Origin of the sequence: Microvenator marinus (assembly GCF_007993755.1) — a bacterium.
GTDB classification, from domain to species: domain Bacteria; phylum Myxococcota_A; class Bradymonadia; order Bradymonadales; family Bradymonadaceae; genus Allomicrovenator; species Allomicrovenator marinus.
Genome location: NZ_CP042467.1, coordinates 5,077,424 through 5,092,173 on the forward strand (window position 1 = coordinate 5,077,424; position 14,750 = coordinate 5,092,173).

The following is a 14,750-nucleotide window of genomic DNA, read 5'->3' on the forward strand; positions in this document are numbered from 1 at the left end:
ACAAACTTGCTTGGCGGAACTTGGAGAGAAACAAATGGCGTAGCGGCCTTAGTATCGCTGGTGTTTCCGTTGCCGTCGCCCTCTTGGTGTGGACGCTCGCCTACATGGAAGGTTTTGTCGCCGAACTCATTCGAGGGGCGACGAATACTGAGTTGGGCCAGGTTCAGGTTCATTTGCCGGAGTACGTGGAGAGACCACAGATCTTTCACGCTTGGGCATTGGATGATGAAAAGAGAGCCCAAGTAGAGGAGCTGGAAGGCGTCGTTGCAATCGCGCCAAGGGTTCGGGCGTTTGGCATCATTGGCCACGAGAAACGGTCACTAGTAGCTCAGGTCACGGGGGTCGTTCCGGAGGAAGAAAAGAAAGTGTCTTTGGTTGCCGATGCCCTTGTTCAAGGGGAGTGGTTCACCAAAAGGGTGGAAGGAAGAACTGATGCCGTCATCGGAGTCGGACTGGCGAAGCAACTCGGAATCAAAGCAGGAGATGAACTCGTGCTCCTCCTCGAGGCTGCTGATGGTTCGATGGGAAATGAGCTTCTTCACGTCTTAGGTGTCGTGGAGACACGCAACCAAAAAGTCGACCGAAGTGCGGTCTACATGAGGCTTGAAGACGTTCAGTTCGTGGCTGCGATAGACGGTGAAATCCATGAACTAGCAGTTCGTGTAGCCGATGTGCTTGAGGCAGACCTCGTCGCTCAAGAGATTCAAAGCACCCTTGGGGAAGAGCTAAAAGTGAGATCATGGAGGCAGATTCTGCCCGAGATTTCCCAAATGTTGGACATGACTGAGAAGAGTGATTTGGTCATGTACTTCATGGTCTATCTCATCGTTGCCTTCGGACTCTTCAATTCTCAGCGTATGAGCGCATTAGAGCGAGTTAGAGAATTCGGCGTGATGCGCGCTTTGGGAGTGACTCCATCTCAACTGGGAGGGGTCGTATTCCTTGAGACTGTCTGGATGACAGCTATTGGTGCAGGAATTGGGGTCTTGGTTGGCGGTGCAGTCTCGTACTACCACATGGTGCAAGGGCTAGATTTGTCCATGTTTGGGGACAATGTGAGCTTCGATATGATGGGAGTGTCATTCTCTAACACCCTCAAATTTCAGGTGACGCCGAGGGTTCTCTTGAGACCCGTGCTCTTTCTGATGCCGGTTGTGTTCATCTGCGGACTTTATCCTGCTTGGTTAGTCTCAAGACTTGATATCACGCGTTCCATCTCGGGGAGGACCTGATGCTTAGAATGGCCTGGCGAAATCTATGGCGAAATACCAGCCGTTCCATGATCTCCATCAGTGCGATCGGGCTGACCTATGCCATGTTTCTGGTAGCGATGGGAATGAGTCAAGCCATGTATGGCCAACTCGAGGACGGTGCCGCAAAGATGGCGGGTGGCGAGGTTCTGATACACGCGAAAGGCTACTGGCAGAACCAAACCAATGACCTCGTGATTCGCGACTATCAGCCATTATTGGCTGGACTGCGGGATAACGATAGCGGCGTCGTGGCGGCCCGCGTCATTGTGGATGGTCTCTTGAGCACTTCTGCAGGCAACGCCGGGGTGCGTTTACAAGGGATAGAACCAGAGGTGGAAAAGGAGTTTCAAGACTACCACCTTTGGATCCATGAAGGAGAATACCTGGACGGTGCTGAGAACGAGGAAATGCCTATCGTATTGGGCTCGAAGGTAGCGCACGACCTTGACGTCAAGATTGGCGACAGGGTTGTGATGACCACAACCGATTCCCAAGGAGAAATGAGGCGCTCCCTCTTCTTTCTACGGGGTGTCATCAAGACGGGCATCGATTCCATGGATTCAGGAATTGCGCTTACTACCGTCGAGGGGGCGCAAAAGGCGCTCGGAGAGAGTGTGATTACGCAAGTCGGAGTTGTTGGCGGTTTTGATCGCAGTGTCACGACCGAGCTGATGGCTAAGATGGAGGGACAAGAACTTGAGTTATTGACCTGGCGAGAAGCTATGCCCGACCTCGTTGGGATGATTGAGCTCGATAAACAATTTGGAAATCTTTACGGGTTGCTGATCTTCATCGTGGTGATCTTTGCCGTCATGAACACGTTTCTGATGGTCGTCATGGAGCGAATTCGTGAGTTCGGCCTTCTTGGCGCTTTGGGACTGACCCCATGGCAGATTGCCCGTCTCGTGCTCGCCGAATCAAGCCTACTGGCGGTCGTTGCCCTCGCCGGTGGATTCGTGCTTGGGCTAGCGGGGCATATCTATTTGGTTGAGGTCGGGTTCGACCTCCGAGACATCTATTCTAATTTGGACATGGGTGGAGTCACTATCTCAGACCCCATCATACGAAGTGAGATCGATCTCCAAAGATGGGTTGGTGCCACGATCAGCGTGTGGTTCATGGTGATTGCCTCCAGCCTTTATCCCGCCCTCAAAGCAGCGCGCTTAAGACCTTCCGACGCGATGCGCTTTTACCACTGAGGTTTGAAATGACGATTATCAAGGCCAAGGATGTGCACAAAATCTACGTGCAAGGAGAAGTCGAAGTAAACGCGCTCAGAGGAGTCAGCGTTGACTTTGAAGAAGGTGAATTCAGCGTTCTAGCTGGACCATCTGGCTCGGGAAAAACCACGCTCTTGAATATGATCGGATCTCTGGACGATCCGACCCGTGGAGAGGTTTGGGTCGGCTCAAAGGACATCACGAAACTCAGTCCCTCCGAGTCCGCCAAGTATCGGCTCGAACATATCGGCTTTGTATTCCAAGCTTACAACCTATTGCCGGTGCTGAGCGCCTATGAAAATGCTGAGTTCATCTTGATGCTTCAAGGCATGAAGGCTGACGAGCGGCGCAAGATCGTTCTTCCACTCATGGAGAGGGTGGGGTTAGCGGATCTAGTAGATCGCAAGCCAAATCAGCTCAGTGGAGGACAGCAGCAACGGGTCGCGGTAGTTAGAGCGATAGCTTCCAAACCCTTGGTGGTTTTGGCAGACGAACCCACAGCCAATCTGGATTCAAAGACCAGCGAATCCCTCCTCGACCTCATGCTCGAACTCAACAAGGAAGAGGGCGTCACATTTGTTTTTTCTTCTCATGACGATTTGGTGCTCGAGAGAGCAAGGCGCGTCATCCGGTTGGACTCTGGTCAAGTGGTTGGAGACGAAGTGCGATGAGCGATCACCGACGACCACTCTTGGTTCCTGCTCTTTGTCTACTTGCATGCGGCTTGCTCCCAGCGACTTCGGAGGCCAGAACGCTCGTTGAGTCGGAGGACTTTTATCTCGATTGGACGAACTTCTTGAGCCAAACGGGTTTGTTGTCCAACATTCCTTACGAGGTCCCGGGGCTTGAGAGTCCGTCAATTGGAGCCGCCGGCCTTTGGCGCATGGAATGGAGGGCTTCATCAGGTAATCTCTCATTTGAGGTCCACAACAGACTCTTCTGGAGAGTCGATGGTGGGCAGTCACCAAACGTTGGCCTCGGCGCAAGCGTGCCTCCACCGCGCTGGGTGGATTTGCGTACACCGTTGATTGAGCGCCCGGGGCAGCTATTGGAACACGATTTCGACCGTTTGAGCTCAACTTGGTTGACTCCTGTGGCGGATATCACCGTCGGAAGACAGGCTGTAACCTGGGGTGCTGGTTCGTTGATCGGAAGCATGGACTTTTGGACACAGCTCTCACCATTTGACCTCGATTCCAGTCAAAAGCGAGGGGTCGACGCTGCTCGCGCGTTCGCTTACGTGTCGGATGTCGAGTTGGACTTCATTGCAGTGGATCGAGGGACTCTGGATGACCTCTCAGGCGGCGTGAAAGCAGCGTGGAGCGCTGAGTCTTCCGACTACCATCTTGCAGTCGCCAAATCCTACCAACGCGTCTGGGGAGCCTTAGGCTTGGCCATAGATCACGGTTCTTGGCGAAGCCACGGCGAAATTGCAGTCCCATACGCTTTGGAGGAGTCCCAGGTAAGGCTGCCAAAGGCGAGCGTAGGAAGTATGTGGACCGACGGAACATGGTCGTTTGGGATGGAGTACCACTTCAACGGGCTCGGAAGTCCAAGCCTCGAGGACGCGCTCGGATCTGCGGAGCTCGCCCGTGGTGAGATGTTCTTCTTAGGGCGCCACTACGCAGCCGTTCAAGGGGGCTGGACCAAAGATGAGTTTAGCGTCGCTCTCTTTGGCGTTGGAAACTTGGCCGACCCTTCAGTGCTCATGGCTCCGAGCGTAATCTACACTCGGGGAGACAATACCCAGCTTAGGGCTAGTGCGTTTATCGGTGTGGGCGAGAGTCCAACCTTGGATTTGAGCGGCTTCTCATTGCCTTCAGAGTTTGGTCTCTATGGTCAGACCTTCATTCTTGAATCGCAGGTCTTCTTCTAGAAAAAGAAAAAGCCACCGAGATGTCTCGGTGGCTATTAGAAAGGGGCTTTCGTGGAGGTCAGTTGATTACGCCAACGACGTCGCCCGATCCGCTTCCAATAACGTCGGTGCAAGAGGTGATATCACCACTCAATGCGGCGGCGGTATCCGTGCAAAGGACAACTTCCAAACTATCATCAGCAGAGCCACCACAGTTTGGCCCGTACTCAACCACACTGACCTGTGTGGATGAGTCCAGAATAATTGGTGTTCCCATGTCGTCAAGGAAGTTTCCTACCACATAGCCGCCACACCCAAGTGCAGAGACATTTTCAGCTGCGAAACTCTCTGGGCAGGCGAGTTCGAAGGAAGGAGCGTCTCCGTCAATATTGATGAGGATATCTGGATAATCATTTCCGTTAGGCTCATCACCGGCTTCAAAAAACTCAACAGCGTAGTAGCCGAGAATGTTGTTCTCCAGATCCCTCAACCCTACGCTAGCAAGGTCGCTGCCTGGGTCAGAAATTTCACAGCCTTCGGTGCTGGTCGTAGTGTCCCGAATCATTACCGCGTAGAGCGGGGTTGGTTCAGTCGTGTTGTTGTTAGTGCCAGTCGTGTTGTTGGAGTTGTTGTTGTTCGTGTTGTTGGATTGACCAGCGATACAGTACGCGCGGTCACCGTCAATACCTTCACAAACTTCTCCCGCTGCGCAGTCGGCATCTGAAGTACATGTAACCTCGCAAACCTCAGCAACACAGATTTCACCAGTGGCGCATTCAGTGTCTTCGAGGCATGACGTCTCATCGCCACACGCTGCGAAGAGTGCGGCGCTTGCGAGTCCTACAAACAGAAGGCTAATAAGTCGTTTTGTTCTATTCATTTTTTTCTCTCTCTATTGTGGCATCTTTCCGATGCCGTTTTCACAAACTTGGTATTAAAGGACACCAATGACGTCGCCTGAACCGCTGCCAATCACATCGGTGCAGGAGGCGATATTGCCACTCAAAGCAGCAGCCGTGTCCGTGCAAAGGACCACCTCCAAACTATCGTCGGCGGAACCGGCGCAGTTTGGTCCGTACTCGACAACTCTTACCTGCGCTGCTGAAGAATCTAGAATGACGGGTGTACCGGCGTCGTCTAGGAAGTTTCCTATCACATAACCTCCGCACCCTAGCGCGGAAACATTTTCAGCAGCGAAGGATTCTGGGCAGGCGAGTCCGAAAGAAGGGGCATCACCGTCCAAATTAATGAGGATATCAGGGTAGTCATTTCCGTTCGGTTCATCGCCGGCCTCGAAGAATTCAGCGGCGAAGTAGCCCAGAACGTCTCCGCCAAAAGTTTCTAATCCCACGCTCGCAAGGTCGCTTCCCGGGTCAGAAATCTCGCAGCCTGCAGCCCCAGTGGTCGTATCGCGAATCATTACGACGTAGAGTGGGTCTTCACCCGGAATGGTGTTGTTCGGGTCAGTCGTTGTGTTGTTGTTGGTTGCAGGCGCTTCGCCCTCAACACAAATCGAGCCGGCAGAACCACTTGGGCGCGGAACGCACTCGTCAAAAGCTGGGCAGTCAGCTGCCGTCACGCATTCCTGAATGCACAACTCGTCTTCACAAACGAAGCCAGTTTGGCAGTCGGTGTCGGTCAAGCAGCTATCAGCGGACTCACCGCACGCGATGAAGAGTGCTGTACTCGCTAGTCCCACAAAAATCACTCCGAGGAGTCTTTTAGCGCTATTCATATCTCTCTTCCTCAATCAAATGAGCGAGTCCTCGCTCGTGTTCAACAAAACTGAGTCCCGTAAGAACCATAATCGGGTAACAATTGGACCCTACATACCGTTCAAAAGGCTTCATGTCGAGTCCCAAACGGGTGTGCGGCGTGGTTACGCCGCACACCTCGGTTTGGACCCAGCCATCCATTCACCACATCCAAACTCAAAGTCAATAAATTGTGAATCCAGCGAACCATGTGGAATATCTAGTACAAGAAGCGGGCCACCATATCGGGATGCCTGAATCGGCCGCATTCCTGCGGTGGAATCACGAAATGCTTCGGTCGCAAGACGACCACGCTCGGACATACGTGTCAGCCTCCAGGTGAAAGTGGAGTATTTTTTATCCAGCACTATGATTTGCATGTGGCGTTGCGCGCTTTAGCAAAACCCCTTAATAAGGTTTCGGCTCGGGTTCCGAGTCATGAGGCCTGCTGAGGAGTCCGCGTTGAATTGGTTTGTGAAAGTTGTCTTTGTGTTGGGAATGAGCTTGGTGTCGGTCGCGCCAACGTCAGTTCAGGCTCAAGATGATCAGGCCACCTATCAAGCGGTGGCCCAATCCACCTATATGAAAGGCGTGGAAGCGCTCGAGAAGGAGAACTTCTTGGATGCTGGTCGCTATTTCAATACCGTGCGATCACGATTCCAGTATTCGCAGTTTGCGCCTCTATCCGAGCTCCGACTCGGGGATGTTTATCTTGGGCAAGAGAAATACGCTGCGGCAACGGAGCAGTATCGCGCCTTTGTAAAGCTTCACCCGAATCACGAGGAAGTTCCTTATGCGAGCTGGATGGTGGCTTTTGCGTTCTACAAGCAGATCCCGAGTGATTGGTTCATATTCCCGCCTTCGTACGAGAGGGAGCTTTCCCGTTCAAAGGACGCGGCACGTGAGCTAGCCTTCTTTTTGCGCCGCTATTCGGACTCGAAATACGCTCCTGAGGCGAAGCGAAAGCTCGTTGAGGTCCGTCGACGACTCGCAGATCACGAATTCTACGTGGCGAACTTCTACATTGATCGTGATAACCCGAAAGCGGCTGCGGCCAGATTACGTGGGCTTTTGGAAGAGTATTCGGGTCTAGGCCTCGATGCGGAGGCTCTTTTCCTGCTTGCTCGTGCGTATTTAGAGCAAAAGGATGTAGAGAGTGCGAAGAAAGCGTTGGACGATTTGATCGAGTTTCATCCGAATCATGCGTTGGCATCGGAGGCTCGGGACTATATCGCGACGCATGGACTCTGAAGATATGGTCGAAATGGCATTTAAGTACACGTAGCAGTTGACACGGCAGAGACCACCCGTTATACCAACCGCCCTTAGTTCCGGCCCGTATATAAGCGGGCCCTAAATTTGTTGGAAACATGATGAAAACGATCAGCGCCAACCCATCGAATATCGAACGTGCATGGCATGTAGTTGACCTAGAAGGTCAAACCCTTGGCCGTGCAGCCGCACGAATTGCATCTGTCCTTCGAGGCAAGCACAAGCCGACCTTCACTCCGCATGAAGACACGGGTGATTTTGTGATCTGTATTAACGCCGACAAGGTGGTACTTACAGGGCGCAAGCTTGATAAGAAGATTTACCGTCGTCACTCGCAATACCCGGGTGGACTCAAAGAAATCGTAGCGAAGGACCTTCTCGAGAAGAGCCCTGAGCAGATGATCGAGTTTGCTGTACAAGGTATGCTTCCGAAGGGACCCCTCGGACGACGCATGTTGAAAAAGCTTAATGTATACGCTGGCGCAGAGCACCCACACGCTGCACAACAACCACAGCCGCTGGCGCTCTGAGACACCTGGAGAAGATTCATGGCAAAGATTGAACAATACCACGCCATTGGGCGACGTAAGTCTGCACGAGCACGCGTTTTCCTTCGCCCCGGAAGCGGTCAAGTGATCGTAAACGGCGCCTCTGGTGACGACTACTTCCACCGCGAGACTCTGATGATGATCGTGCGCTCGCCGATGGTCCTGACTGAGACCCAAAGCCAGTTCGACGTGATCGCTAACGTCGATGGTGGTGGAAAGTCGGGTCAAGCAGATGCCGTCAAACTCGGCATCTCGCGTGCACTCACGCTCTACAACTTGGATTTGCGTGGTACCCTGAAGAAGGGCGGATTCTTAACACGTGACGCTCGTGCGAAAGAGCGTAAGAAGTACGGTCAGCGTGGCGCTCGCGCTCGCTTCCAGTTCTCTAAGCGTTAATTCTCGCCGGGATCTCTTTTGGGGAAAAGACAAAGACTGCCTTCGGGCGGTCTTTTTTTCGTTCTGATTTCCTTGAGATGTGGGCGATCAGGCTTTCTTAAAGAGTCCACCCACACGATCCACGAGCTGGCGGCTTATCTTCAATGCTTCGTGGCGCGTGCGCAGGGCAATCTTCCTCAAGCCTGCAAACTCGGCCTGGCGGTCGCGTCTATCCAAAATGCCATTTTGATAGAGTCTCAAGGCAATATGCCGTCGAGTTTTTCCACCCGGGGATTTCGGGATCGAACGTGTGGAGACGCTCAACGTTTCGATTTCGAAGTCGAAGTGTTTCTTGAGTCTTCTCTTGAGCGCGGCGGAGACCTCCGCTTCGTCGGCACCCTCTTGAAGTTCGTAGGCAACGACCATCTCTTGGTCAGATGCCTGAAATGCTACGACTGCACCGCTTCGGACACCATCGACCGTGCTGGCTACGAGTTCGACCTCATCGGGGAAGATGAGTTTTCCGGCATGCTCGAGCCTGAACTCGCTTCTTCCGGTCACAAAAAGTTCGTTTCCGACCGTGTAGCCTAAGTCGCCTGTCAACAACCACTCGCCCTGTAGTTTGGTGCTGTGGTGGAGTCGGATCTCCTCAGGATCATCGTATGCGGCCATGAGGTTCGGTCCGCGCACGGCGATACGTCCCAACATGCGATCTGGGAGCTCCTCGTTTGACTCGTCGAGGACCCTGATATCGATGTTCGCAAGGGGTTCTCCTACGCAGCAGAATTCCACCCGGTCTTTAAGTGGGGCCCGTGAATCAATTGCCTTTGCCTCTCCCTTGGTTTCCAGTCCCTCGCGAGCCACAACATCGAACCTGAGTGGTGCATCCAAGGGACCAAACGCGATGCCAAGAGTAGCCTCAGCCATACCGTAGACCGGCATAAAGACATTCGGCGCCAAGCCGGTGGATTCGAAGCGACGGTTAAACGCTTCGAGGTGTAATCGCTGAACGGGCTCGCCGCCCACCATGGCAACTCTGAGTGAGGATAGATCGAGATTCTTGATGCTCGAGCTTTGGACTCTTCGTGCGGCGTAGTGAAATGCGAAGCTAGGGGCCACGGCGAGGGTGGCGCGATGGCGTGCAATGGCGTCGAGCCACTCGTCTGGCCGTCTCAGAAAGCGTTCTGGCGAGATCAAAATGAGGTCTAGGCCCCAGTACATGTTGAAGAGGAGACCGCCCACCAACCCCATGGTGTTAAAGAGCGGAAGCCAGGAGATGCCAATATCGTCAGGCTGTACGTCGAGTGCCTTGCCGACTGCCTCTAGATTCGCAAGCACACCGCGGTGCGTGATCATGCAAGAAGCACGTGCAGCTGTGGCGCCAGAAGTGGTTTGCAGCCACGCGAGGTCTGGAAGTGGGCGTGGCTTTGGAGCTGACCCAGCGGGCACGCCTACGAGGAGGCTTGGAACGTCGGACACAAGGCGTAGTGGGCCGAATTGTGGCGGCTTAACGTCATCACCAACAGCGCGCCTAAAGATCGCGGCTGTCGCGCGAGTTCTTTGAGCGTATCGCACAAAGAACTCCGCCTGATCGCTTCGTCCATACGCCTCTGGCAGTGGCGGCGCGATTGGGATTGGGGTGGCGCCTAGTGCGATCGTCCCAAAAAATGCCTCGAGGAAGTCGAAGTTCGTTCCCAGGGCTAGCAAGACTTTATCAGCCTCTTTGATTCCTTTGGATTCAAGCGCGGCTGCAAAACGAAGGGAGCCTTCTGCGATTTGAGCATAGGTTTGAAATTCTTGGGTGCCTTTTGAGTCTGTGACGTAGATTCCGCGTTCCGGGTAGGTGAGCGCGATCGACTTTAGCATGTCGATCAAAGTCTTAAACTGGGCTCGGTCCGTGCCACTTTCGGGGCTATGTCTTACTCCTTGAAGCATACCCACTATCTGGCACGTTCTGGAGATTTTGGGAATCGTTGAGCGCACGCAAAATTGAGCACGTTGCACCTCGGACCGTGATTATGGTACGCGAATCGACGAAAACGGCGGTCTTTTAGCCTCAACCTGAGAAGTCTGCATGGTGAGTTCCAAGAGAGAGATTGTACCTGGTGATTGCGTGCTCGTAACAGGGGCCGCAGGTGGCGTGGGAAGTCATGTGGTCAAGGCCTTGATCGATGCGGGATGTGAAGTCAAAGCAGTGGATCTTCGGCCGATGACTCATGCCGGTTTAGACGAAGAAATCGACGAAGATTCTGTGGAGTGGATCGAGGCCGATTTGACCAAAACGGACCTGAGGGCGCTGGTCAAAGGTTGTGATGCAGTCATTCATGCTGCCGCACTGGTCGGTCTTTCCGAAAAGTACGACGATATGGTCGAAGTGAACGTCGACTTGGTGCACGAGTTGCTTGAGGCTTCGGAGGCCGAGGGCGTTCGTCACTTCATCCATTTCAGTACCGGAGCAATCTACCGCCCAGGGCGCGGATTGCTGGGAGAAGAAGCGGCGATTGAGCCTTCGTCTGATTATGCCGAAACGAAATTGGATGCTGAGGCCGCGTTTACCAGCGATTTGAAGTTGAATTGGACCATCTTGAGGCCGGCTTTGCTCTACGGACCCAGATGCGAGTCCATGAGTGCCGGTCTTTTTACGCTTCCCCCGATTCTTCGCAACTTCATGCCTCTGATGCCGGGATTCACCGGTGGCGCGCGCTCAAACTGGTGTCATGCGGATGATGCCGCATCGGCGGCGCTCTTTGTTCTTGGAAATCCCAAGGCTTACAGCCGCGTGTTCAACGTGGCCGACGATACGCCAATGGGCAGCGGTGAGGTGATCACAGCGATTACCGAGGCTTATGGCCTACCGATTGGTCCTCTGGTGCCTTTCCCGAACTCCACGGTTCTTCTCGCGTTTTCTCCGGTGATGGATCGGGACTATCTGGAGCGCACGTTGAGGACTGTTCTACGACAGATATGGAAGAGGGTGGTGTCGAGACATGAGCTCGAGACGCCACTTCGGCCGAAAGTGGATCGTGGAGCGCTCTTCTACGTGGCTGAAGATACGGTTCTTGATGCGGGCGCATTGAAAGAGTTGGGTTGGGATCCTGCATGGCCAAGCTTCCGCGACGGCGTGGTGGACACACTTCGGTGGTATCAGGATCAAGGTTGGGCACCGAAGTTTGATGCCGAACAACGCGATCGCGAAGATACCAGTTTTGGATTCGCGGTCTCGCAGACGCTTAGCGGGAAGTGGGTGCTACCTTCGACCGGCGAATCGCGCCCGGCGCAAGTGTCGCTTGAAGCTGAGTTCCCGAATATCGTGAAAGCGGACTTTCACGGGCGTATCAACGGGATGGCCTGGATCGAGGGTCTCGCTCAGAACGTAGCGATCGAGGGAACTGCGAAGGTTGAGATCTTTAGCGGCCGAAACCTTACTTACGAATTTGCTTTTGTAAGTGATGAAGGCGTGGCTCATCGTTGCAGAGTCGAAGCTACTTTCAATCCGTTCCGTGTGTTTAGCTCGATGTCTAATCTGAACGGGACAATGGTGAACGCCCAGGGAGAAAAGGTTGGCAACGTAGAGTTTTCATTGGGCTTTGCAGACCAACTCGTGCCGATGTTGATGAGTTTTAGGCCGTTGACATGAGCTCTTGGGCACGCCGTCCGAAAATTTGGGAAGATATTGACGAGGCGACCTGGGGGAGTTGGCATTGGCAACAGCAGCATCGCGTTCGAGATCTTGAGATTTTGGAGCGCATCCTGGAGCTCAATGATGAGGAGCGCGAGACCTTTCTGGCCGCGCGGAGTAGGTTCAGGGTGGCGATCACGCCGCACTACCTGGCACTTATGGATGGACAGGACCCGAACTGCCCGCTGAGAATGCAAGCCGTGCCGCAGTCTGGCGAACTCGAGATTCGAGCGTTTGAGCTTGAGGATCCTTTGGCCGAAGAAGCTCATAGTCCGTGCAAAGGCGTGACGCATCGGTACCCTGACCGCGTGCTGCTTTATGTGTCGCATAATTGCCCGATGTATTGCCGGCATTGCACGCGAAAGCGAAAGGTCGCAGACCCTTACACAACTTCATCAAGGGCTGATATCGAAGCCGCGCTGGAGTATATTCGCAGAACGCCTACGGCGCGCGATGTCATCGTTTCTGGAGGGGATCCACTGACCCTGAGTGATGAGCGGCTCGGTGAGATTCTAAGGGCGTTGCGCGCCATTGATCACGTGGAAGTCATTCGATTGGGCACGCGAAATCCTGTCACACTTCCTCAGCGCATCACGTCTCAGCTTCTGGAGATTTTACGCGAAGTTCGGCCCGTATATCTCCATACGCATTTCAACCACGTCAATGAGTTGGGCCACGACGCACGAAAATCGCTTTTAGAGCTCCTGGATGCAGGCTGTGTTCTCGGAAACCAAATGGTGCTCCTCAAGGGTGTCAACGACTCGCCAGAGGCAGTGATGCAGCTCAACCGGGAGCTTCTGAAGGTGGGTTGTCGGCCATATTATATGCTTCAAGCGGATATGGCGGAGGGTATTACCCATTTCCGGACCCCGATTTCCAAGGGCCTGCAAATCATGGATCATCTGCGTGGCCGAATAGGTGGTATGGGAATTCCGCATTTCGTGGTGGATCTTCCGGGTGGGGGTGGAAAGATCGAGCTCACGCCTGATTATCTAGAAGGGAAGTACCCCCATCCTGATGGCACGCGGTGGGTTTTCCGAAATGGCTTTGGCCAGACGTTCGACTTTGTGGAGCCCGATTAGTCGGCAGGCGCTTCTTCGCCCTTGAGCCTGGCGATGGCGAGCCTCAGGTCTTCTCTCAAACAGCCCCAGCAATCTTCACCGTCGCAGCGGTTCCTCGGCATTGCATTGAATCGCTGTAGTGCGGCGAGCGCACGGGAATCACCGAGTTCACCGATTCTCACGATATACTTTCGGTTCTCTTCACATTCGATGGCGTGGCGCAGGCGAATGGTTAACTGGTTCCACTCTTCGAGCTCTTGGAAGAGCCCAGTGTCTTCCATATGTGTGAGTGCTCGCACGCGAATCTTTTTGAGCTGATGATGTTCCGCCAGGGCTGCAAGCCTTGAGAGCGCGTCCCTTTGGATATGTTCGTTGAGGAAGGCTTGAGCCTCAGCTGCTTGTTCATCGCGCGTGACTTCGAATCGCCTCATGACGTGGTCGAGGAGTTCTCGGTCTGTGCGGTACCTGGGGTCGAGTTTGATGGCCTCGGCGAACGAAACGAACGCGTGGTCCCATTCGTCGTGAACTGCGTGCAGCGAGCCATTCAGGAAGTGTGCGTGCGCGTTCTGGGCATTCTCAAGAGTCCAATCGTCGAGATCCTGCAAACCCGCCTTGATATCTTCATGGATTCGAGTTTGGACTGTTTGAAACTCCGGGCTGTCTTCGAGCTGCTTTCGCTCTGCAGCGAGGAGCTCACCGGGCGATTGTTCGGTGGTTTCCGAGCCTTGTGTAATCTTGTTGATATCGAGCTGGCCAAGAGCCCAGACGAGAAGAACAGCTGAAAGCACGAGCACAGCGCTCACAAAGAGAGCACGCCCCACGCCTTGTTGTTCCTTCTTTTGGACGGGTTTATCGGTGCCAAGCAGCCGCCGTTCTACACGAATCAGCGCATCGTAGAGCTCGGAGGCGGTTTGAAATCGTTCTTCTTTGCGCTTCGCGAGGAGACGCATGGTGATTTCTTCGAGCTCAAGGTCGATGAGCTTCTGGGGATTTGCCACTCGAAATGGAGGAGGCGGGTCTGAGATGTGCATGTTGAGCACGACCGTTAAGCTTTTGGCATAAAACGGCATTTTCCCAGTGAGCATCTCGTACATCATGATGCCCACGGAATAGAGATCCGCACGATGGTCGACCTCTTTGCCCCCGGCTTGTTCCGGCGACATGTAGAGAGGAGAGCCGTAAACGACCCCCGCCTGAGTGAGTCGGGCCGCGTCTTTGAAGAGCCGGACTTGCGCGACTCCAAAATCCGTAATTTTTACGAAATCCGGGTCTTGCTCGCGCTGAACGATCATCACGTTTTCTGGCTTGAGATCTCGATGGACCACTCCCATTTCATGGGCGCGTTCAAGCCCCGCGCAGATTTGTTTGATCAAATGAAGCGTTCTTAGCTCAGTGAAGGACTCCTCTTCCTTCAAGATGTCGTGAAGTGGTCTGCCGTTTAGAAACTCCATGACGAGGAAGTACGTATCTCCCTGGGCGCCAAAATCACTTGCGGAGCAGATATTTGGATGCTCGATGTTTGCAGCGGCCTGCGCCTCCCGCTGGAAGCGTTCCACCACCTCAGGGTCTTTGACATGCGTTGCATGAAGGACCTTGACGGCAACCGTCTTCTTCATGTGGATGTGTTCAGCTTTGAACACGCTTCCCATGGTGCCACTTCCGAGTGGCTCGAGAATCCGGTAGCGATTCGCCAGGACTTGCCCCACCAGGTTCTTGACCTTTGTCGAGCTCAT

Annotated in this window: 13 protein-coding genes; 9 read left to right on the top strand and 4 right to left on the bottom strand. The window is 53.9% G+C overall.

Annotated features, from left to right (window positions below):
* Positions 1–20: 20 nt before the first annotated feature.
* Genes FRD01_RS20860 through FRD01_RS20875 form a run of 4 tightly spaced genes read left to right on the top strand, consistent with a single transcriptional unit; the run spans position 21 to position 4,349 of the window.
* Positions 21–1,232: an ABC transporter permease gene (locus FRD01_RS20860; protein ID WP_249755794.1), complete on the top strand. Its 1,212-nt coding sequence runs from the start codon at positions 21–23 to the stop codon at positions 1,230–1,232.
* On the top strand, positions 1,232–2,452 hold the full coding sequence (locus tag FRD01_RS20865; RefSeq protein WP_146962876.1) for an ABC transporter permease: 1,221 nt from the start codon (positions 1,232–1,234) through the stop codon (positions 2,450–2,452). The genes FRD01_RS20860 and FRD01_RS20865 overlap by 1 nt, the downstream gene beginning before the upstream one ends.
* A gap of 8 nt (positions 2,453–2,460) precedes the next feature.
* Entirely contained in the window at positions 2,461–3,144 is a 684-nt protein-coding gene (locus FRD01_RS20870; protein ID WP_146962877.1) for an ABC transporter ATP-binding protein, read from the top strand.
* Positions 3,141–4,349 carry a hypothetical protein gene (locus FRD01_RS20875; protein WP_146962878.1) on the top strand — a complete coding sequence of 403 codons (1,209 nt, stop codon included), beginning with the start codon at positions 3,141–3,143 and terminating at the stop codon, positions 4,347–4,349. The genes FRD01_RS20870 and FRD01_RS20875 overlap by 4 nt, the downstream gene beginning before the upstream one ends.
* A gap of 58 nt (positions 4,350–4,407) precedes the next feature.
* Here FRD01_RS20875 and FRD01_RS20880 read toward each other — a convergent pair whose 3' ends face one another.
* Both FRD01_RS20880 and FRD01_RS20885 read right to left on the bottom strand, forming a co-directional pair.
* Positions 4,408–5,208, bottom strand: coding sequence for a hypothetical protein (locus FRD01_RS20880; RefSeq protein ID WP_146962879.1), 801 nt, complete (start codon positions 5,206–5,208; stop codon positions 4,408–4,410).
* Between the two features lie 54 nt (positions 5,209–5,262).
* Positions 5,263–6,063: a hypothetical protein gene (locus FRD01_RS20885; RefSeq protein ID WP_146962880.1), complete on the bottom strand. Its 801-nt coding sequence runs from the start codon at positions 6,061–6,063 to the stop codon at positions 5,263–5,265.
* A 481-nt stretch (positions 6,064–6,544) separates the two neighbouring features.
* Between FRD01_RS20885 and FRD01_RS20890 the strand changes: the two genes are divergently transcribed.
* The 3 genes from FRD01_RS20890 (at position 6,545) to rpsI (ending at position 8,298) form a co-directional block, all read left to right on the top strand.
* The gene (locus tag FRD01_RS20890) at positions 6,545–7,333 is read left to right on the top strand and encodes an outer membrane protein assembly factor BamD (protein WP_249755795.1); all 789 of its coding nucleotides are present in this window, start codon (positions 6,545–6,547) and stop codon (positions 7,331–7,333) included.
* Positions 7,334–7,455: 122 nt separating this feature from the next.
* Positions 7,456–7,884: a 50S ribosomal protein L13 gene (gene rplM, locus FRD01_RS20895; RefSeq protein WP_146962882.1), complete on the top strand. Its 429-nt coding sequence runs from the start codon at positions 7,456–7,458 to the stop codon at positions 7,882–7,884.
* Positions 7,885–7,902: 18 nt separating this feature from the next.
* Complete coding sequence (gene rpsI, locus FRD01_RS20900) at positions 7,903–8,298, top strand: 30S ribosomal protein S9 (RefSeq protein ID WP_146962883.1); 396 nt, start codon at positions 7,903–7,905, stop codon at positions 8,296–8,298.
* 87 nt (positions 8,299–8,385) lie between these two features.
* Here rpsI and FRD01_RS20905 read toward each other — a convergent pair whose 3' ends face one another.
* Positions 8,386–10,212: an AMP-binding protein gene (locus FRD01_RS20905; RefSeq protein ID WP_146962884.1), complete on the bottom strand. Its 1,827-nt coding sequence runs from the start codon at positions 10,210–10,212 to the stop codon at positions 8,386–8,388.
* Positions 10,213–10,351: 139 nt separating this feature from the next.
* On the opposite strand from FRD01_RS20905, the gene FRD01_RS20910 reads away from it, so the two are divergent.
* Both FRD01_RS20910 and FRD01_RS20915 read left to right on the top strand, forming a co-directional pair.
* Complete coding sequence (locus tag FRD01_RS20910) at positions 10,352–11,914, top strand: NAD-dependent epimerase/dehydratase family protein (RefSeq protein WP_146962885.1); 1,563 nt, start codon at positions 10,352–10,354, stop codon at positions 11,912–11,914.
* The gene (locus FRD01_RS20915) at positions 11,911–13,038 is read left to right on the top strand and encodes a KamA family radical SAM protein (protein WP_146962886.1); all 1,128 of its coding nucleotides are present in this window, start codon (positions 11,911–11,913) and stop codon (positions 13,036–13,038) included. Before FRD01_RS20910 ends, FRD01_RS20915 begins: the two co-directional genes overlap by 4 nt.
* Here FRD01_RS20915 and FRD01_RS20920 read toward each other — a convergent pair.
* Positions 13,035–14,750 (bottom strand): serine/threonine protein kinase, encoded by a 1,716-nt coding sequence (locus FRD01_RS20920; protein WP_146962887.1) that lies wholly within the window; start codon positions 14,748–14,750, stop codon positions 13,035–13,037. The two genes, FRD01_RS20915 and FRD01_RS20920, sit on opposite strands and share 4 nt — an antisense overlap.